Source organism: Chloroherpetonaceae bacterium (assembly GCA_025056565.1).
Taxonomy (GTDB): Bacteria; Bacteroidota; Chlorobiia; order Chlorobiales; family Thermochlorobacteraceae; genus Thermochlorobacter.
Genome location: JANWWA010000004.1, coordinates 170,986 through 189,862, shown reverse-complemented (window position 1 = coordinate 189,862; position 18,877 = coordinate 170,986). Strand labels below are relative to the sequence as shown.

At 49.2% G+C, this 18,877-nt stretch carries 18 protein-coding genes; 8 read left to right on the top strand and 10 right to left on the bottom strand.

Translation table 11 applies throughout. The features are described 5' to 3' along the window. Positions 1 to 23 precede the first annotated feature (23 nt). Together NZM05_05165 and NZM05_05160 are read left to right on the top strand one after the other, a co-directional pair. Positions 24 to 1,316, top strand: coding sequence for a site-specific DNA-methyltransferase (locus NZM05_05165; GenBank protein ID MCS7013007.1), 1,293 nt, complete (start codon positions 24 to 26; stop codon positions 1,314 to 1,316). Further along, complete coding sequence (locus tag NZM05_05160) at positions 1,313 to 1,894, top strand: MjaI family restriction endonuclease (GenBank protein MCS7013006.1); 582 nt, start codon at positions 1,313 to 1,315, stop codon at positions 1,892 to 1,894. Before NZM05_05165 ends, NZM05_05160 begins: the two co-directional genes overlap by 4 nt. A 70-nt stretch (positions 1,895 to 1,964) precedes the next feature. Here the strand turns inward: NZM05_05160 and argF are convergent, their stop codons facing one another. From argF to uvrC, 7 genes are all read right to left on the bottom strand, one after another. Beyond that, positions 1,965 to 2,933: an ornithine carbamoyltransferase gene (argF, locus tag NZM05_05155; GenBank protein MCS7013005.1), complete on the bottom strand. Its 969-nt coding sequence runs from the start codon at positions 2,931 to 2,933 to the stop codon at positions 1,965 to 1,967. Continuing rightward, positions 2,930 to 3,844 carry an acetylglutamate kinase gene (argB, locus tag NZM05_05150; protein MCS7013004.1) on the bottom strand — a complete coding sequence of 305 codons (915 nt, stop codon included), beginning with the start codon at positions 3,842 to 3,844 and terminating at the stop codon, positions 2,930 to 2,932. Before argB ends, argF begins: the two co-directional genes overlap by 4 nt. Before the next feature lie 17 nt (positions 3,845 to 3,861). Continuing rightward, complete coding sequence (locus tag NZM05_05145; GenBank protein MCS7013003.1) at positions 3,862 to 4,362, bottom strand: GNAT family N-acetyltransferase; 501 nt, start codon at positions 4,360 to 4,362, stop codon at positions 3,862 to 3,864. Positions 4,363 to 4,428: 66 nt separating this feature from the next. After that, positions 4,429 to 5,652, bottom strand: coding sequence for a bifunctional glutamate N-acetyltransferase/amino-acid acetyltransferase ArgJ (argJ, locus tag NZM05_05140; GenBank protein MCS7013002.1), 1,224 nt, complete (start codon positions 5,650 to 5,652; stop codon positions 4,429 to 4,431). Continuing rightward, the gene (gene argC / locus NZM05_05135) at positions 5,649 to 6,674 is read right to left on the bottom strand and encodes an N-acetyl-gamma-glutamyl-phosphate reductase (protein ID MCS7013001.1); all 1,026 of its coding nucleotides are present in this window, start codon (positions 6,672 to 6,674) and stop codon (positions 5,649 to 5,651) included. Before argC ends, argJ begins: the two co-directional genes overlap by 4 nt. Positions 6,675 to 6,795: 121 nt before the next feature. Next, positions 6,796 to 7,392: a Uma2 family endonuclease gene (locus NZM05_05130; GenBank protein MCS7013000.1), complete on the bottom strand. Its 597-nt coding sequence runs from the start codon at positions 7,390 to 7,392 to the stop codon at positions 6,796 to 6,798. Continuing rightward, entirely contained in the window at positions 7,370 to 9,337 is a 1,968-nt protein-coding gene (uvrC, locus tag NZM05_05125) for an excinuclease ABC subunit UvrC (protein MCS7012999.1), read from the bottom strand. The genes NZM05_05130 and uvrC overlap by 23 nt, the downstream gene beginning before the upstream one ends. A 98-nt stretch (positions 9,338 to 9,435) precedes the next feature. On the opposite strand from uvrC, the gene NZM05_05120 reads away from it, so the two are divergent. From NZM05_05120 to NZM05_05100, 5 genes are all read left to right on the top strand, one after another. Next, a complete protein-coding gene (locus NZM05_05120) occupies positions 9,436 to 10,218 on the top strand; it encodes a polysaccharide deacetylase family protein (protein MCS7012998.1) in 783 nt (260 codons plus the stop codon). After that, positions 10,208 to 11,458 carry an AI-2E family transporter gene (locus tag NZM05_05115; GenBank protein MCS7012997.1) on the top strand — a complete coding sequence of 417 codons (1,251 nt, stop codon included), beginning with the start codon at positions 10,208 to 10,210 and terminating at the stop codon, positions 11,456 to 11,458. The genes NZM05_05120 and NZM05_05115 overlap by 11 nt, the downstream gene beginning before the upstream one ends. Then, a complete protein-coding gene (locus tag NZM05_05110) occupies positions 11,455 to 12,174 on the top strand; it encodes an ABC transporter ATP-binding protein (protein ID MCS7012996.1) in 720 nt (239 codons plus the stop codon). Before NZM05_05115 ends, NZM05_05110 begins: the two co-directional genes overlap by 4 nt. 174 nt (positions 12,175 to 12,348) lie before the next feature. Further along, positions 12,349 to 13,575, top strand: coding sequence for a hypothetical protein (locus NZM05_05105; protein ID MCS7012995.1), 1,227 nt, complete (start codon positions 12,349 to 12,351; stop codon positions 13,573 to 13,575). 163 nt (positions 13,576 to 13,738) lie between these two features. Then, positions 13,739 to 14,428, top strand: coding sequence for a dienelactone hydrolase family protein (locus tag NZM05_05100; protein MCS7012994.1), 690 nt, complete (start codon positions 13,739 to 13,741; stop codon positions 14,426 to 14,428). A 142-nt stretch (positions 14,429 to 14,570) separates the two neighbouring features. Here NZM05_05100 and NZM05_05095 read toward each other — a convergent pair whose 3' ends face one another. After that, positions 14,571 to 16,298 (bottom strand): PDZ domain-containing protein, encoded by a 1,728-nt coding sequence (locus NZM05_05095; protein ID MCS7012993.1) that lies wholly within the window; start codon positions 16,296 to 16,298, stop codon positions 14,571 to 14,573. Positions 16,299 to 16,473: 175 nt separating this feature from the next. Here NZM05_05095 and NZM05_05090 point away from each other — a divergent pair, with 175 nt between their 5' ends. Further along, complete coding sequence (locus NZM05_05090) at positions 16,474 to 17,559, top strand: ferrochelatase (protein ID MCS7012992.1); 1,086 nt, start codon at positions 16,474 to 16,476, stop codon at positions 17,557 to 17,559. A gap of 30 nt (positions 17,560 to 17,589) precedes the next feature. Here the strand turns inward: NZM05_05090 and pdxH are convergent, their stop codons facing one another. Beyond that, positions 17,590 to 18,228 carry a pyridoxamine 5'-phosphate oxidase gene (gene pdxH, locus NZM05_05085; protein MCS7012991.1) on the bottom strand — a complete coding sequence of 213 codons (639 nt, stop codon included), beginning with the start codon at positions 18,226 to 18,228 and terminating at the stop codon, positions 17,590 to 17,592. Between the two features lie 144 nt (positions 18,229 to 18,372). After that, the gene (gene rplQ, locus NZM05_05080; GenBank protein ID MCS7012990.1) at positions 18,373 to 18,867 is read right to left on the bottom strand and encodes a 50S ribosomal protein L17; all 495 of its coding nucleotides are present in this window, start codon (positions 18,865 to 18,867) and stop codon (positions 18,373 to 18,375) included. Positions 18,868 to 18,877 lie beyond the last annotated feature (10 nt).

The following is an 18,877-nucleotide window of genomic DNA, read 5'->3' as shown; positions in this document are numbered from 1 at the left end:
TCTGACTACAGACATAGTAAGCAATGACCACGCACAAGATTATTTTTGCTGACTCTCGGCGAATGCTGGAAGTGCCCAACGAATCGGTGCATCTTATCGTTACATCGCCACCCTATTGGCAGCTCAAGGACTACGGCTCGCCCAATCAGATCGGCTTCAACGACAGCTACGAAGACTACATCAACAACCTCAACCTTGTCTGGAAAGAGTGCTACCGCGTTTTACACAATGGCTGCCGCCTCTGCATTAACATCGGCGACCAATTTGCACGTGCGGTCTATTACGGACGCTATAAGGTTATACCTATTCATACCGAAATCATTAAGTTCTGTGAGGCTATCGGTTTCGACTATATGGGCAAGATTATCTGGCAAAAGGTTACAACCTGCAACACAACTGGCGGCGCTGCAGTGATGGGGTCTTTTCCTTACCCACGTAATGGTATTGTGAAAATTGACTACGAATACATCCTGCTTTTCAAAAAAGGTGGAGCGCCACCCAAAGTGAGCCGTGAAGCAAAAGAACGCTCTAAGCTGACGCCAGAAGAGTGGAACGAATACTTTTCAGGACATTGGACATTTTCAGGTGAAAGGCAGGATAAGCACCTTGCAATGTTTCCCGAAGAATTGCCTCGCCGTCTCATCAAGATGTTTAGCTTCGTAGGCGAAACAGTTCTAGACCCCTTTCTTGGCAGCGGCACCACATCGCTTGCAGCACGCCGACTAAGACGACATTCTATCGGCTATGAAGTAAACGAGCAATTTCTGCCTATCATCGCAGAAAAACTAGGCATTGGACAAACCGATGTTTTTGAGCAAGTCTCCTTCGAAGTGCTCAAGCCCTGCCGTGAAGAACTGGATTTCTCTGAGCACATCAAAGCACTACCTTATGTGTTTAAGGATCCAGTAAAGTTCGACAAGAAGGTTGACCCCAGAGCCTTGTCTTTTGGCTCGCGAGTCAGCGCTGAGCAAATCATCTCTCCAACTGAATATCTGCGCCTTAGAACTGTGCTTTCACCTAACCTGATTGAGCTTGAAAATGGCGTGGTTGTGCGTCTCATCGGCGTTGAAGCGATTGAGGAAAGAGCTGCTGAAGCGATGCGATTTTTGGAAGAAAAACTGCGTGGCGAAAGCTTGTTTTTGAAGTTCGACGCCGTGAAATACGATGAAAATGGAACGCTCTTAGCGTATCTCTACTTGAAGAATAAAACCTTCGTGAACTTGCACTACTTGCGCACAGGACTTGTGAGATTCAGTGAGACATTTGCAATAAAGTATCGGGATAAACTCAAAGCTGCTTCTCCCACTGGAGGATGAAAAAGTTAGAGCTAAAAGATCGTGAGATAGCCGAGCTGCTCGACATAGACACTCCTGACTTTCCCAAGTATGTTACACAGCTCCTGAATCTTGCAAACCAAAATGCACAAGGCACGCGTCCAAAAGTTGTTGGTCAAATGAGTGAACTTATACGGTCTTTCAGAGGCAACACACTTGAGGAGTGGGAGCGATGGTATGTAGAGCAGTATCCAGAAGCTATTAAGCATGCTAGTGAAAAGATTCTTCAAATGGTTGAAAACTTTAAATCAGCACTTTCTCAGGTTGACAAAGAGATGGTAGAAAAATGGGTGAAAGATTTGGTGATCGTGAAGACATTTATCGGGTTAAAATTCCAGAGTGCAATTCTGCGGAAAATCGCCGAGCTAAAGGGCGTCTCCTATCGCACGGCTTCGCCCGAAGAAGAAGCCAAAGGCATTGATGGATTTATTGGTGAGACGCCTGTGAGTATCAAGCCCAAAACATACAGTATTGACGAGAAGCGTCTTCCCGAAGAGATTACAGTCCAGATGATTTTCTACGAGAAAACGAAAAGCGGTCTCATTCTTTACTTTGAGTAGGCTGCCTTACCTATCGCTGCATTTTCGCTATATAGCTTTCAGATTGCTTCTTTCTGACGCACGCACCCCACTACTCTGCTGCTGCCAGCCTTTTGCGCTTGCCCGATGCCGTGCGTGGAGAGGACTTCGGCACGCTTTTCTGCAAAAGTGTTACCAAAATTGCTTTCTGCGCATGCAAGCGGTTTTCAGCTTGGTCAAAGACCACCGATTGCTTGCCGTCTAATACTTCATCGGTTACTTCCTCACCCCGATTAGCAGGCAGGCAGTGCATTAAAATCGCAGTTGGCTTTGCAAGTGAGAGCAACCTTGCATTCACTTGATACGGTCGAAATGCCTTGCGACGCTCTTCAGCTTCATCTTCTTGCCCCATGCTTGTCCATACGTCGGTGTAAACGACATCGGCATCTCGCACCGCTGCTTCGGGGTCTTCCAGAATCTCAATTTTGCTCACACCTGCTTTCATTGCAGCTTTGAGGGTTGCAACATGCGGATTGTATGCCGGTGGCGCTGCCAGTACAAAATGCATCGGATAGAGCATAGACATTTCCAGCCACGAGTTTACCACATTGTTGCCATCGCCCACGAATACCACTTTGACGCCTTCAAAGAGTTTGCCGTGCTGACGCATTGTGTATAAGTCGGCAAACACTTGACAAGGGTGTGAGTGATTAGTAAGCGCGTTGATAACGGGCACGCTGGCATATTCAGCCAGCTCTAACAGCACGCTGTGGTCAAAGAGCCGCGCAATAATGAGGTCGTTGTAACGCGAGAGCACGCGTGCCACATCCGCCACACTTTCGCGCTTGCCCAGTCCCACTGATTCCTGTCCTAGGTAAATCGGGTAGCCACCTAGTTCTACCACACCCACTTCAAACGAGACGCGGGTGCGTAGCGAGGGCTTTTGGAACAGCAGCGCTACGGTCTTGCCTGCGAGCGGTTTAACAGTGCGGTCGGCTTTGAGTGCATCACAAAGTTCAAAGAGATGAAAGAGTTCCTCACGACCCTCAATGTCTTGTAAGGAAAGAAAATCGCTCTTCATCTTGAGGCTCCTTCCAAAATGCGTTGCACACGGCGTCGCTGCGAGGTGGCTGTCGTTGGGGCATCTTCATTGATGATTTCCGTGCCAATGCCTTCATTGGTAAAAATTTCAAGCAACAGTGCGTGCTTGATACCTCCGTTGATAAAGTGCACTTTATTGACCCCTCCTTCAATTGCCTCGAAGGCAGAATTAACCTTTGGAATCATTCCGCCGTAGATTTTGCCCTGCTCAATCCATTCTTGTGCCTCGCTTTTTGCCAGCGTTGGCACAAGTGCACCGTCAACAATCACGCCATCGGTATCGGAAAGATAAACGAGTTTCTCTGCTCGCAGTGCTACTGCAATTTCCGTTGCTGCAACATCAGCGTTGATATTGTAAAGTTCGCCGCGCTCGCCTAAGCCAATCGGTGCAACCACAGGAATCATCTCATTCTGCATTAGAAGCCTAAGGAACGCAGTATTGACCTGCACAATCTCGCCCACCAGACCCAAATCTATCTCGCCCTGTAACTTCCTTGCACGTAGGAGCGCGCTATCCACGCCACAGAGACCAACTGCGTTGCCACCATGTTTGGTAATCAGTCCAGCAATTTCCTTGTTAAGTGCGCCTGCCAGTACCATCATCACCACATCCATCATCTTCTCATCAGTGTAGCGCATTCCATTCACAAAGCGCGATTCAATACCGAGCTTTTGTGCCATTTCTGTGATGTCTTTGCCGCCTCCATGCACTACGATGATGTTGATGCCAATTTTTTTTAGAAGGGTTACATCTTGCGCAAAAGTTTGCTTCAACGCATCGTCTGTCATCACTGCGCCACCGTATTTGATGACAAATGTCTTGTTCTCATAAGTCGTGATATAAGGCAGTGCCTCAATCAAGACTTCTTCTTTGGTTTTGTAATCGGTCATTGCTTGCAGTTGTTTGACTACTTTACTTCAATTTTTTCTTCTACAGTAAGCGCTGTGAGTGCTTTCTCCCTTTCATAGAGATTCGGAATGAAAATCTCCATAAACTTTTCAGGGTGAGCGGGCGCAGAGAAGCCAAACTTTTCATACAGCCCGTGTGCGTAAGTGGTAACGAGTAGCCATCGGCGCAAACCTTGCAAGTCGGGGTGGCTCATAATTTTCTCTAAAAGCAGCATAGATAAATCTCGACCGCGATACTCTTCGAGAATAAACACATCGGAGAGGTATGCAAAGGTGGCAAAATCCGAAATGACGCGCGCAAAGCCTGCCTGCTTTCGGGCGCCATCAGGCCACATTTCATAGACCCCGAAGCAAAGCGAGTGCTCAATTGATCGCACCACAAGCTCACGTGAAATACCCTTCGCCCAGTGGCAGTTTGTAAGAAAGCCGTGAATAGCGTCAATATCGAGCAGACTTTTGTCTGTGCTTACAAAATACCTCGATTCGTGCTGCGTGGTCATTTCTCACTTTCAAAAGAGGATTGACGAAACTCTCCGATGCATAATTATGCAATCAGTCGAAATAGGCTATGAGCGATAGCTGCCATTAATTTCCACATACCTTGCAGAAAGGTCGCATGTCCAAAACCTCACTTCACTTTTGCCTTGACCCAGATCAATATGCAAGGTGATTTCAGGCTTGCTCAACACCTCTTTTGCTCTTGCTTCGTCCAGCTCAATGCGGAAGTTCGGCTTCAAGACAGCGACATCATCAAATGAGATAGAGACTTTCTCAGGATTGAACGCAATACCCGAATAGCCAATCGCTGCCATGATTCTGCCCCAGTTTGCATCTGCACCGTGCAGGGCTGTTTTGACAAGGAGTGAATTGGCTACACTGCGCGCTGCTTGCTCGGCTTCGCTTTCGCTATGAGCCCCGCTTATATGAATTTCAATGAGTTTTGTTGCGCCTTCGCCGTCTCTTACAATCATCTTTGCAAGGTGCGTCATCACTTCTTGTAGCGCAGCAAAGAATATGTGGTATTCCTTTGAATCTGCTTGTTCAATGCGTGGATTTTCCGCCAGTGCGTTTGCTAAGATGAACACCGCATCGTTGGTGCTGCAATCGCCATCGACGCTAATGCGGTTGAAGGAGCGCGTGTTGGCTTCAAAGAGTGCATGCTGAAGAAGGCTAGGCGACATCGCTATGTCCGTCGTAATGAACGCAAGCATTGTTGCCATTTTAGGTGAAATCATTCCAGAGCCTTTGGCGATTGCGCCAATATGCACATTCTTTTCGCCCAGTGTAAAGCTCACCGCAAATTCTTTGGGGCATGTGTCGGTGGTCATAATTGCTTCGGCTGCATCACGGCTGGCTTCTGGGCTTGCAGCAAGCTGTAAGGCAGCACGACGAATGCCATCAGAGATACGATCCATTGGCAGAAACTGCCCAATCACGCCAGTAGAGGCCACCAATACCGATTCTTGAGGTAGGTTTAACGCGGTGGCGGTTTCACGCACCATTCGCCATGCGTCCGAGAGACCGCGCTCGCCCGTGCACGCATTAGCATTGCCGCTATTTGCAACGATTGCAGAGCACATCTGGTTTTTCTGCAATTGTGCTTTGCACACCGCAATCGGTGCCGCAGCAGCTCGGTTGGTCGTGAAAACAGCCGCCACTGACGCAGGCGTATCGGAGACAATGAGCGCAATGTCTTTCTTTGGCTTGCGAATGTGCGCGCTAACGCCTGCTGCTCTAAATCCCTTCGGCGCACAGACGCCACCGCGAATTTCTTGAAATGCGTAGCTCACTGCAGTCCCTCCGTTTCGTCAAAGCCGAACATCAGGTTGAAATTCTGAACAGCTTGACCTGCTGCACCTTTGAGCAAGTTGTCAATGGCTGATAGCACAATGAGCTGGTTCGTTTCCCTTCGAATCTTGAAACCGATGTCAATGCAGTTGGTATGCGCCACGCCTTTAACGTGCGGCACAAGCGACTTACTGAAGCGCACAAATGGCTCACCGGCGTAGTGCTCTGCATAGACTTGCTCAATTTCTTCTTCAGTTGCGTTTCTACTGAGCGTGGCGTGAATTGTGGTGTAGATGCCGCGCACAATCGGAATAAGGTGTGGCACAAATGACACCGAAACCGCTTGACCACTGAACTCTTGTAGTGCCTGCTCAATTTCAGGTAGGTGCTGATGCTCACTTACCTTGTAGGCTTTGACGCTTTCGCTCACCTCACAGAAGTGCAGGTCAATTGAAGCGCTTCGTCCTGCGCCCGAGACACCTGACATTGAGACCACTGTGATGCGCTCTGGTTCGATGAGCTTTGCTTTCAGCAAAGGCACAAGCGGCAAAATGATGCTGGTCGGATAGCAGCCCGGATTAGCTAGCAAGGTCGCGTTCTTGATGGCAGCGCGATTAAGTTCCGTTAATCCATAGATGGCTTTCGAGAGAAGGTTAGGCGCAGCGTGCGTGTGTTTGTAGAATCGCTCGTATTGCGTCGCCTCCTTGAGGCGAAAATCGCCGCCAAGGTCAATGACTTTTTTGCCACGCAAAAGGAGTTCAGGGACAAGGTGCATTGCTTCGCCAGAAGGCAAGGCGAGAAAGACACACTGGCTCTCACAGGCAGCGTCAAGCGAATAGGGCTCTAGCGTGAGCTCCACTTGCCCACGAAAGCGTGGATAGAGTTCGGCAAAGTGCTTGCCAGCTGACGCATTCGCAAAGAGCTTGTGGATGCGCACGCCTGAGTGTCTCAGAAAGATTTGTACAAGCTCTGCGCCCGAGTATCCTGATGCGCCAACGATAGAGACGGAAACAACGTCGCTCAACTTTCTTTGTGCTACCTTTCGTTTGGCAATGCATAATTATACAAGACATCGCATAATTATGCAAAGTAAAATTATAGGTCTTCTGCACTGAGACTCCTCTTCACTTTTTAGGTGGCTGCTTCTACTTATGCTCTTTTGGCGCAATAAACATTTCTGAGACGGGGAATTGCAAGTCTGGGAAGGCTTGCATCGCCAAGTCGTCGCTGGGTTTGAAGATTTGCTTTTCTTGGTAAGCGCTGCCTTGCGGGTTGCGATACACCTCTACCTGCTTGGCTTGCAAGTTCAAAATCCATACCTCCGTGATACCATGCTGGGCATACAGTGGCAGTTTGGTTTCTCGGTCATAGAGCAAAGAACGGTCAGCTACTTCCACCACCAGCAACACATCTTTCGCCGTCGGCTTGCCAGAACAGTAATCGTCCTCACGCCAACGCAATACCGCTACATCTGGCTCAGGCTCCGAATACTCGCCCAACACGATTGGACTTTGCACAGAGACATTTGCACGGTGTCGCAGCGCTACGATAAGCAATCTTGCCAAACGCATCACGTGCGCCAGATGTGGTGCGTCCATTGCGGCCATTGTAATCAGCTCTCCGTTGATGAGTTCAAGGTGTTCATCTTCACTCAAAATGCCCGCCTGATACATCGCCGCAAACTCCGCTACCGTAATCTTTCGTCGCTCCGCTGGCGGTTTAATTGTTGGCGCTATTGTCATCAGTATGGTCATCTGAAAACTCATTGGGTTGCAGTGCAAAATGCTCCTCACTGCTAGCTGCCTGATTTTGGGCTTGGTCGAAGTATCGTCGCACGGCTTCTGCGGTTTTGCGCCCTACCACCTTTTCCAAATCTGCAAGGGATGCATCTCTGACTTTTGCTACCGAACCAAAGGTTCGCAGGAGTTTTTCAGCTGTGCGGGGGCCGATGCCCGCAATCTCTGTGAGCTCCGTTGAAAGTGTGCGCTTGCTTCGCAATTCTCGGTGGAAGCTCACCGCAAAACGATGCGCTTCGTCTCGCACTTGCTGCAACAGTTTCAGCGAGGATGATGTTTTCGGCAGGTTATGTGGTAGAGACTCATTCGGGAAAAACACTTCTTCCAGCCGCTTTGCTAAGCCGATAATTGGCACATCAATCCTGAGCCGCTTCAAAACCTCGTGCGCCGCTGAGAGCTGCCCTTTGCCACCATCAATGACGATTAAATCAGGCAAGGGCAATTCGGTTGCCAGTGTGCCACTGTAGCGTCGCTCAATTACTTCAGCCATTGCCGCAAAATCGTCATTGCCGACTACACTCTTGATTTTGAACTTGCGGTAATCGGATTTTTTAGGTTTGCCATCTACAAAGCACACCATTGCTGAAACAGGCTCTGCGCCTTGAAAATGTGAGTTATCGAAGCACTCAATTCGGCGCGGTAACTTCGGTAAGCGCAAATCTCGCTCCAGTGCATAGACGCTGCGTGGAATTGCCAGTGCCTCACCACGCTTTTGTTTTTGCAACAGGTATTCGCTAAGAAGATGTCTTGCGTTGGCTTCGCACAGTGCCACCAGCTTCGCCTTGTCACCAATCTGTGGCACAATACACTCAATTTTTCTTTGCTCGCCTTGCTCTGCCAACCGTTTTTCCAGTAGTGCCGAAATGGTCTCGAAGTGAGATGGCATTTCAGGCACGAAAATTTCGTCAGGCAGCACATCGGTGGTCTCGAGGTAATACTTCTCCAAGAGCTTTGTCAGCAAGTCAGGTCGTGGCACATCTTGAATGTTCGAGAAGTAGTAATGCATTGAGCCTAAGAGCTTACCTTCTCGCACCTTGAAGAGCACGCCGCATGCCTCATCTCCCTCGACGGCAATTGCGAAAATGTCTCGGTCAATGTCGTCGGTACTCATCACGCGCTGGCGTTCTGTGTAGCGTTTGAGTGCCTCGAGCTGACGTTTCAGTGCAGCTGCTTGCTCAAACTTCAAGGCTTTGGCATACTCTTTCATTCTTGTCTCAAGCGAGCGCATGGCTTCACGCGTTTTGCCTGAAAGCAGTCGCTTGACTTCAGCAATCATTGCATCATAATCAGCCTGAGTTTGCAAGCCTTCGCAAGGCCCTTGACACTTTTTGATATGGTAATCCAAGCACACCTTGAATTTTTTTGCCTTAATGTTCTCTTCGCTCAGCTTCAGCGAGCAACTACGCACTTGAAAAATTTCTCCAATTGCATCCAGCAGAGCGCGCATTTGCTTGGACTCTGTGTAAGGGCCGAAATACTTAGAGCCGTCTCGCCGCACCGTGCGCGTCGGAAACACGCGCGGAAACGGCTCATTTGTAACTACGATGTAAGGATAGGTCTTATCGTCGCGTAGATTGATGTTATAACGCGGTTTTAGCTGCTTGATAAGATTATTCTCCAAAATAAGCGCCTCGACCTCAGACGAAGTTAGGATAATGTCAAGGTCAACGATTTTGCTTACCAGCAAACGTGTCTTCTGATTGTGCTCTGCTTGATTGCGAAAATACGAGAGCACACGCGCTCTCAGGTTTTTGGCTTTGCCAATGTAGATTACCTCTCCACTTTTGTCTTTGAATTGATAGACGCCACACGCTACGGGCAAGCTTTCCAGCTTCAGCCTGAGCGACTCTGGCAGAGATTCTTTTATATCAACTGCATCACTATCCAGCATAGTGCTTTTTCTCTTGCTCGAATTTACGCATCACTGCCCTTCTGCCAGCACCACTGGTTTTTGAGCGTCTTTTCAAATCTGCTTTTGGGCTGGGCGTGATGTGGAAGTCTGAACTTGCACTCGAGGCGATTTTGTTGTTTCTTTATGCAAAAATTGCACCTGCAGTGGCAATTTTTTGTTACCATAAAATCACGCCACGCCTTGATTTTGGCATCTGCACACGTCTGCCCGGCGATTTTCAGCAAGACGTGCAATGGCTTGCGTCGCTGCCGTCTGCCTTGCGCCCAGAGATTACCTTCGACGATGGATACGAGGATACCTATCAAGTTGCATTTCCAATTCTGGCATCCTTTGGTCTCAGAGCGACAGTATTTGTCATCACGGATGCAATTGGGAAGCGTAATGATTGGGACGCAAATTTCTTCGGGGCTTTTCGGCATCTTTCGCTGAGTGAACTTCGTGCGCTATCAGTAGCAGGCTGGGAGATTGGCAGTCACGGTGTCTCGCATCGCGCACTGACCACCCTTTCGCTTGCTGCCCTTCGAAGGGAGCTGCTCTGCTCCAAACAATACTTGGAAGATGCATTAGGCAAACCTGTAAAGCGAATCTCTTTTCCGTTTGGTTTGTTTGATAGACGCACCGTAGAAATGTGCCAAGAAGTAGGATACGAGTCTGCTGTGTCCATTCGGCGTGCCTCAAGCTGTGGGTTTGTGCAGCGTAGTTTAGCTGTTTATCGTTTTGACACCCTGTTTCAACTCCGAGCCAAATTAGAGGGCAGAAAGTGGGAACTTCTAAGACTCCGAACAATTAGCGCTTTCTCAGGGCTGACGGTCTTGATGCATCAACTTCAATCAGTGCGCGTCTTGAACGATGTCGGATAAGCTAACGCAGTACTTCCTGCTTACGCTAGCGAGCTTACTTGTAATTTTCTTCGCATATGAAGTGCGCGAGGTGCTCTCGCCGCTGCTCATTTTCATTCTCGCCGTGTTCTTGCTCTACCCGATTAGCGACAACTTTTATGCCAACCGCTTGGTCTGGATTTGCGTGATACTTTTCATTGCATGGTTTGCCAAAACGCTTTCAGGTCTTCTGGCACCGTTCATTATTGGGTTTGTGCTCGCATACCTATTTGAGCCGCTTATCGGGCTTTTCATGCGTTTGCACCGACGTATCACGCGAAGTATTGCCGCCCTTATCATTACACTTTTTGGAGTTGGCAGTGTGATTCTTGCGGTCGTGTTTATTACGCCGCTTATCACAGCACAACTGGCACTACTCTCTAACACGCTCTCTGACCTTCCTGCCCAAGCTGAGGCACTCATTCAAGACTTGATGCAGCATCCTCTTGCCACACAAATCGGACTGAATAGCAAAGACTTGCAAGACGCTGTCGTTGAGTGGTTACGCCATCGCTCCGATGATATTGGCTCATTTTCTGCCAACGCAGTCTCTGCAATCGCCAGCAGCTTTCCACAGTTGCTCTCTGCCATTATTGATATTGTCTTGATTCCTTTTCTTGCTTATTACTTCCTTAGCGATTTGCCAGCCATTAAAAGCACGATTCGACAGCTGGTGCCGCCACAGTATCGCCAATCGGCACAAGAGTATGCTTTGTTGGGCGGCGAAATTGTTCGTCAGTATTTGCGCGGGCAACTTATTGTCGTCTTCATTCTTATTGCATTCTACTCTGTAGCGTTTGCGCTCATTAAGCTGCGGTATTCCTTCTTAATCGGCATTATTTATGGTGTGATGTCATTTGTGCCCTACATTGGTGGCATCATTGCGTTTCTTTCCAGCGTGCTGGTTGCCGTGTTTGGAGAAAATGTCGCACAGACGATTTTGCTTATTGCAATTATTTACGCTGCAGGTCATGCGTTGGAAAACTTCGTGTTAGCACCAAAGATTATCGGTGAGCGCGTCAAGCTCAATCCGATTGTGTTATTTCTTGCAATTTTTCTTTTCGGCTACTTCTTTGGCTTTTTTGGTGTGCTCTTAGCTGTGCCGCTTTCCGCATTTTTGGTGGAAGTTTTGCGGCGCTATCTGGCACAGCGCGAAGCTGCGATTGCGGCAGCCGAGTCACGTCCCGAAGCCCAACCCGAAGAGGAGGTAAAGGAATTTTGACACGCCCTGTTTTGGAAGCAAAAGCTATCTTCAAGACCTACCTGCCCAAAGGTCGTGAGCCGATTCAAATCTTGCGTGGTATCTCGCTTTCTGTGAGCGAGAACGAAATCATTACGATTGTTGGCGCTTCAGGCAGCGGGAAAACAACGCTGCTGAACATCTTAGGCACACTGGACTTGCCTGATAGTGGTGAGGTGCACTTTCAAGGCAAATGCATCGTGCAGGGCAGAGAAGCCTTACTTTCACCTGATGCACTAGCTGCATTCCGCAATCAACATATCGGCTTTGTGTTTCAATTCCATCACTTGCTTGAGGATTTTACCGCGCTGGAAAATGTTGCTATGCCCAAGTTCATTGCCACAGGCAACCTTAGGCAAGCCAAAGCTGAGGCTGAAGCGCTTCTAGTCAGCGTGGGTCTTCAAGACAGGTTGCATCACTTGCCTTCTGAGCTTTCTGGCGGTGAGCAGCAGCGCGTCGCTGTGGCGCGCGCTTTGATTAACCGCCCTTCGCTTGTGCTCGCTGATGAACCCTCAGGCAATCTGGACTCTTATAACAGCGATAAGCTCTATGACCTTATCGCTCAGCTCGCTCGTGAGCATCGCGTGTCATTTGTCATCGTTACGCACAACCCTCGCTATGCGGCTCTCTCCGACCGATGCTTGCAAATGAAAGATGGCGTGCTGGGTGTCTTTTCCAGTGCTGCAGTGTCTGAATGAACCAGCAGAAGCAGCTCGACTTGCCAATTTTTGGGCATACCAATAAACGCAACTTAGTGTGAAAACTTTGACAAAATTAATGCAATTTCCGCGCTGCTTGCGCTGGCTGCATAGCATTCGTATGTTTTGCGGTTCTTTTCAAAAAACCTTTTTCCCAACTTTTCAATCGGAGCAATGGAAAAAGAAATTGTGATTGTGTCCGTTACTGCTGGTGGCGGTCACAAGAGCGCAATGCATTCGCTCGGTGAATCTCTCAAGCGCTACGCCCCTGATGTGCGTGTGGTGTATTTTGAGAGCACCGTTGAAGATATTGAGAAAGCACACCGTGTTATCTACTCCAAATTTACTCGGCTCTATGACCGATTCTATGACCTGATGGAGCAAGATGCGGTGCGCGGCGCCTACTTCTGCTTTACGCGCAGCATCATTGAGCAACTTAAAGCAGAGTTACGCCCGTTCTTTGAACGCGCACAGACAGGGCTTATCGTGAGCACGCACTTTATGCAAACATATGCGCTCCTGCAGCTCAAAGCAAGCCTACAAGCCGATACCCATATCGCTGCCTACGTTCCCGACTTCGATGAATCTCTTATTCACGTGCCACGCTACAGAGGGCTTTTGCCCAACAGTGTGATTGCACAAAGCCCAGCTTACTTAGCTAAGCTGCAAGAAAAATATGGTTTGCTGGCTTCGCAGACGCTTCAAGCTGGATACATACCTCGCTCGCCCTTTACGGCTGCACGCTCACTATCACAAATGGAGGCCAGAGTCGCCTTTCAGCGGCAAAACTTGCCGATGGTGTCTAATGTCCTACCCGAGTGCTTTACTGTGGTTGCGACTGGCGGCACTTATTGGGTTGAACATCTCTACAAGCAGTTCGAAGTCTTAGCCACAGATGACGAGTTTGATTGGCATAACAGTCAAGTGTTAGTAGTTTGCGGCAATAATGCACGTGCGTATAAGAAATTTTCTGACCTTGCTGAGCGCAGTGGAAAACGCATTATTCCGCTCCCCTTTCTCAATGCCGAGCAAATGTCACTGGCGTTTCGAAGCGCAAGCGTTACTGTGCTATCTGGCATTGCGCCGGCTACGCTTTACGAACTGCTGGAAACTGATGCCGGCCCGATTTTGATTCACCGTATCAATCCAGGGCCAGAGAAATTCAACTTGGCAGTTGCTACTTCACGCCATCTGGCAGACTACTGCCCCGACCCTGCAGCACTCCTGCAGCGCCTAATTCAGCTCAGCCAGCAACCGCAAGCAGCAGATGCTGCAAAGCAAGCATTTTGTCAGCACGCCCGTGTCGAACGTGAGGCTGCTCTTCTACGCGCAAAAGCCGTTGCCTTGTCTTTGGCACAGATGCTTCAGCAGTCCAGCGTTTTACATGCAAGTGCATTCTGACACTGCGATGAAGTTAGGGCATTTGCGAAGGCTCAGCTTATCGGGGAAAAGAGTCTTTTATAGCTTACAAATACTGCTAAGAAAGTCGGCAGCGGCTTGAACAAGTGAATAAGTAGATTCTGTATCTTTGCACATGCAAACTAACAAAAAACTTCATACAGCTATGCCACATCACGGCGAAATTGTCTTCTTTCCTTCTAACGGACGCAGCGCAAGTGGTTATCTGAGCAAGCCCTCATCAGGCAAAGGCATTGGTATCATCGTGCTCCAAGAGTGGTGGGGGCTGGTTGACCATATCAAGGATGTTTGTGATCGGTTTGCGGCTGAAGGTTTCACAGCACTTGCGCCCGATTTGTATGATGGAGTTACCACCTCTTCGCCCGATGAAGCCAGCAAGCTCTTTATGGCACTCAACATCGGCGAGGCCGAGAAAACCCTGCGCGGAGCTATTGACTTCCTGCTCAAAAATGAAGCAGTTTCGTCCAAGAAAGTAGGCGTCGTGGGATTTTGCATGGGCGGTCAGCTTGCGCTTTTTGCCGCCACACTGAACCCAAACATCGGAGCTTGTATCGACTTCTACGGCGTGCATCCAGCCGTTAAGCCTGATTTTACAAAACTGAATGCCCCTGTCTTGGGACTATTTGCAGGAAACGACACATTTGTTAATCAAGAGGTAGTCTCTAATCTGGCAGCAGCGCTGAAAGCTGCTGGTAAGACCTTTGAGTTTCACACTTACCCAAATACTTCACATGCTTTCTTCAATGACACTAGACCAGAGGTCTACAACGCAGATGCCGCTCGTGATGCGTGGGAGCGTTCACTTAAATTTTTCCGCACCCATCTCTCAGCCTGACTGCTGGGCACTCTTTTTTCGCAAAGAGAGTGTGAGGTTCTGACACGCAGATGCTGCCGTAGACTCAGTTTCTTCGTAGTGAGGTGTTGCAAAGGGGAGAAGTATCGTACGATGCTGCACCTCAGAATAGGATTCTTTGCACTTAGTTCTGAAATGTCAGCATTCGTCTTCGCACCTCTGCCTCGAGCGGCGTTGCATGCTCGTTGAGTTCCAGCACCTCTACTGTGCTTTGCTGAGCGCCTACTCTACCCGTTAGCTTCACTACTTTGCCTCTACGATTCACGCGTATCTGAACTCGCGCGCCCGCCTTTAAACCCTCAAGCGAGAAAATTCTTTCCAAGAGTGTGCTGCTGCGGCTGGTGTCGACATCGTCGATTGCCAGAATTTCATCATCTGGTTTCAAGCCCATTCGTTCTGCCGCTGACTCTGGCAACACGCTTGCCACTTTCAGTGCCCCACTTGAGTCAAGCTGAATGAAATAGCCCATTTGTGGAACTGCTCTCCTTCGCTTGCCGTAGTAGAAGCCCGCCTTGCTGAAATAAGCGTGAAGCGGCAGTGTGTCTGTCCCTGCAATGAAGCGCGTGTAGAACGGTTCAATATCAACTTGTGCCAGACATGAGAGAACTGTAACTAGTGAATCATCGTGGTAGGGCTTTTCTGGTTTTCCATACTCCAAATTGAGTTTCTGCAAAAGTTCATCTGTGCCGCACCGTGCAGGGTGGTGGGTGCGCAGGTAAATATCCAGTAGCATAGCCACCACTGTGCCCCGTGTGTAGAATGGGAACATTTCAGAGTTGTCCTCAATGTATGCTAATCTTCGGCTAAGCGCCACTAAACTCTCCCTTTTTTTTGGTAAGTGCATTAGCCGAATCCGTTCTAACATATTTCGCAAAAAGACTTGCGGCGACATAATACCCCCCTTTACCATCAAGAGTTCAGCATAGTAGTCTGTTACGCCCTCCACGAACCACATTGTAGAAGTCCGAATCGGGTGCTGATAATCAAATGGGCCAAGCAAGTGGCTACGAAAGCGCTTAGGATTCCAGAGATGAAAAAATTCGTGGCTGATTGTGGTTGCAATCGGGTCGTATCGCACAGCGTCCCAGTCGAAGAGTGGCATATAGTAGGCCGAAGAATTCCGATGTTCCAGTGCACCAAATTGCCAGAATGTCTTCGGCTTCACTAAGCGAAAGAGAAACAGGTATTTGCTGTATGGTAATTCACCGAAGAAGCGATGATGTGTAACGATGATTTCTTTAATCAGTGCAAGAAGACTATCGGGCATTGGCTTTGCATCAGCATCAATTACGACACTGTGCAGTTTCCCAAGCAGCGTAAAGTCGTAGCGCTGAAACTTACCCAGCATCACGGGGGCATCGACCAATTCATCATAATCTCTGGCATGTGCTGTCTGTGAGTTCGGTGCTGTCTCAATTGCCGATGCCATTTGCCAGCCCTCTGGCAAACGGTATTGTACCATGCAAGGCAGGTCTTTATAGCCGTGTAGGTAGCCAAACACGTTTGTGCCGTTGAAGTAACCGCGCTGGGCGTTCAGCTCTGTGGTCTCAGGGTAGAGCAAGTCAGGACGATGCATTTGCGTAATGCAATATTGCAACCTCGATAGCTGCGTTGCAGGTCGAATTTTCCACGAGTTACTATCCACTTTTATGACTGTTAGTGGCTCCCCTCGATGGTCAAACGCCATCAGGTTACGCAGATACTGTCCATAATGCACCAGTTGATAGGCACCTGGCGCCCAAGCAGGTAAGGAAAAAATTTCCTCTTCGCGAAACTGCAGGCCACGCGGCATTAGCGTTACTGCAAATTCACCTCGCTGCGGCTTTGTTGCATCAACTATGTAGACAAACATAGCGGGTTGGTCGTCTGCATTCCTTATGCCAAAACTGCAACCGTATAGCCAGCAGACAGTCCCGCAGACGAGTAGCAAGAGACAAGTAACGCGAGCAAGCGGCAACATAGACTCACTTTGGCTTGCGTGCAAATTACAAAATCGTTCTTATCGCAGTGTGAGAAAGCCCTGTGAAATGCCTAACTTTCACCTGCTAAACAACGGAGAAAAACAGATGAAAACATTTGCTGTCCTTATCTCATCACACGGCGAAGTGGAGGCACCCAGCTTTTCTGCCTACCGCAATCAGATTCGTCATATCTTTCATCACGCTTCTGCATATATGCACATTCCTAAACCTGTCTTGCACGTCATTCCTACCGTTGGTGGTGCTCTGATGACACTCAAATACAGGCGAGCCAGATACCTTTCACCGCACAATCACCTTACGCGCCAGCAAGCTGAGAAAGTCAAAGCACACCTTTCCAACATCGCAACATCACTGCCCGTAACGCTGGAGGTCATTCCTACATTTGAAACCACGCCCCCTTACACTGAAGACCAGCTTCAGGATGCGATGCAGCGGTATGATGGTGTGATCGTGCTTGCAATGAACCCTATCGATGGCGACCTCTCTTGCGGCACGCTTTGCCGATTTGCACAACAGACCTTTCCACCCGATATGCTAAGCAAACTCACGGTGATAGGTGGGCTATGGCGTGATGAGGCGCTCTCAGCAGTGTATTGCACCTATATCTTGTCTCAAATTCAAGAGCTGACGCTTTACGGCAGAGTCGGACTAATCCTCATTATGCATGGCACAGTGGTTGCACAGAAAAATGGGGCTCCTGTCTCATTCCGCAATGGCTTAAAAGAGACGGAAAGTTTTTATGAGCGCCTTGCGTCAGGGCTGCGTGCAGCATCGCCTAAGTTGTTTTCACACATTACAGTGGCTTACTTGAATCATACTGTCGGAGGTCGTTGGACAACCCCTACCTTAGAGGACGCCATCGCTACGCTTAAAGCTCATGGCATAGAGACCGCTGTGGCTTTCGCTAGTGGCTATTTTACGGACAGCAGCGAAACCCATCATGCGGCTGAGGTCCTGTCCCGTGCAAAGTTTCGTGCTGCATACTACTTACCGTGTGTCAATGACACGGATGATTTTACGCGCTATCTTGCCGAGCGCATTCAAAAAGCTGCACGCGGATTGCTTCATCGCCAAGCACTTCTGGAGCTACCACCGAAAGCAGTGGAAAATAGCTCTCATCTACGCAGCTAATTTGCGGTAGGCCGTGCCAATCCGTTGCTGCTACGGTGAAAGTCGGTCAATTTTCCAAGTGCCATCAGCTTGCCTAAGGTAGCGAAAACGGTCATGCAGACGTGACGGCTGCCCCTGCCAAAACTGGATTTCATCAGGGAGAAGTCGATAGCCACCCCAGAATGGGGGCAGTGGCACTTTTCCAGTCGGATACTTCAGCGCAATTTCTGCGGCGCGCTTCATCAGTTCCATTTTGCTTTTAATCACTTCACTTTGGCGCGATGCCCATGCGCCGTATCGGCTGGTTAGCGGTCGTGAGTTGAAGTAGGCTTCCGACTCCTCTCGACTGACTTTCTCCACCGTGCCCATAATCGTTACTTGGCGCTCGAGAGTTTGCCAGTGAAAACAGAGTGCCGCATTTGGATTTTCAGCCAGCTCTTTTCCCTTCCGACTTTCATAGTTTGTGTAGAAGACAAACCCACGCTCATCTAAGCCTTTGAGCAAGACCATCCTCACCGATGGCTTGCCGTCCTTCGTCGCTGTTGCCAGTGCCATCGCATTAGGTTCTTCAATGTTTGCTGCCTTTGCTTCATTGAACCAGCGTTCAAACATCTTGAATGGATTGGGCTCAAGGTCTTCCTCACTCAGGGAGCCTCTTGTGTATTCTTTGCGCAAATCAGCCAGCGACATTCTCTGCGATGAATTTTGGTTAAAAGGCCTTCGCTTTCAATATACATCAAGCGAAGCGGCATGTAAATTGCGATTGCGTTGCGGAAAAAATGAAAAAGGCTTGCGTATCTGCAAGCCTCTTTTGTGCGTCTGGCATTCGTGCATCTACGCCGCTCCTGCCGCTGCCTCCTTTTTGCCCTCAGTTGATTCTTTTGCTGCGGCGGCTTTGCTTTGCGCTTCTTTGGAGCCGCGCACGCGCTTTTCACGGTCTTGACGCTGACGTCGCCGTTCCGTAGGTGCTTCGCTGTAGTCGACCAGCTCAATCATTGCCATTTTGGCAGCATCGCCATAGCGTGGTACCATCTTGATTACTCGGGTGTAACCGCCTGGTCTATCGCCTACTTTGTTTGCGATTTCGGTGAAAAGTTCTTTGACAGCCTTTTTATTGCGGATAAACTTGAAGACCTCTCGCTGGGCGTGGCCTGTGCCTTCTTTGGCGCGTGTGATCAGCGGTTCAATGTAACGCCGCATTTCTTTGGCTTTCGCCTCAGTGGTTCGTATGCGCTTGTGCAAGATGAGCTGCGTGCACAGGTTAGCCATTGTGGCTCGGCGATGGCTAGCGGTGCGCCCTAATTTCCTTAGTGAAATTCGTTTTCGCATTGCCGTTCAA

Bases quoted from the DNA above. Each gene is read 5' to 3' on its own strand.
- NZM05_05165 (MCS7013007.1), top strand. From the start codon at position 24: ATGACCACGCACAAGATTATTTTTGCTGACTCTCGGCGAATGCTGGAA.
- NZM05_05160 (MCS7013006.1), top strand. From the start codon at position 1,313: ATGAAAAAGTTAGAGCTAAAAGATCGTGAGATAGCCGAGCTGCTCGAC.
- argF (MCS7013005.1), bottom strand. From the start codon at position 2,933: ATGAAGAGCGATTTTCTTTCCTTACAAGACATTGAGGGTCGTGAGGAA.
- argB (MCS7013004.1), bottom strand. From the start codon at position 3,844: ATGACCGATTACAAAACCAAAGAAGAAGTCTTGATTGAGGCACTGCCT.
- NZM05_05145 (MCS7013003.1), bottom strand. From the start codon at position 4,362: ATGACCACGCAGCACGAATCGAGGTATTTTGTAAGCACAGACAAAAGT.
- NZM05_05130 (MCS7013000.1), bottom strand. From the start codon at position 7,392: ATGACAATAGCGCCAACAATTAAACCGCCAGCGGAGCGACGAAAGATT.
- uvrC (MCS7012999.1), bottom strand. From the start codon at position 9,337: ATGCTGGATAGTGATGCAGTTGATATAAAAGAATCTCTGCCAGAGTCG.
- NZM05_05120 (MCS7012998.1), top strand. From the start codon at position 9,436: ATGTGGAAGTCTGAACTTGCACTCGAGGCGATTTTGTTGTTTCTTTAT.
- NZM05_05115 (MCS7012997.1), top strand. From the start codon at position 10,208: ATGTCGGATAAGCTAACGCAGTACTTCCTGCTTACGCTAGCGAGCTTA.
- NZM05_05105 (MCS7012995.1), top strand. From the start codon at position 12,349: ATGGAAAAAGAAATTGTGATTGTGTCCGTTACTGCTGGTGGCGGTCAC.
- NZM05_05100 (MCS7012994.1), top strand. From the start codon at position 13,739: ATGCCACATCACGGCGAAATTGTCTTCTTTCCTTCTAACGGACGCAGC.
- NZM05_05095 (MCS7012993.1), bottom strand. From the start codon at position 16,298: ATGTTTGTCTACATAGTTGATGCAACAAAGCCGCAGCGAGGTGAATTT.
- NZM05_05090 (MCS7012992.1), top strand. From the start codon at position 16,474: ATGCCTAACTTTCACCTGCTAAACAACGGAGAAAAACAGATGAAAACA.
- pdxH (MCS7012991.1), bottom strand. From the start codon at position 18,228: ATGTCGCTGGCTGATTTGCGCAAAGAATACACAAGAGGCTCCCTGAGT.
- rplQ (MCS7012990.1), bottom strand. From the start codon at position 18,867: ATGCGAAAACGAATTTCACTAAGGAAATTAGGGCGCACCGCTAGCCAT.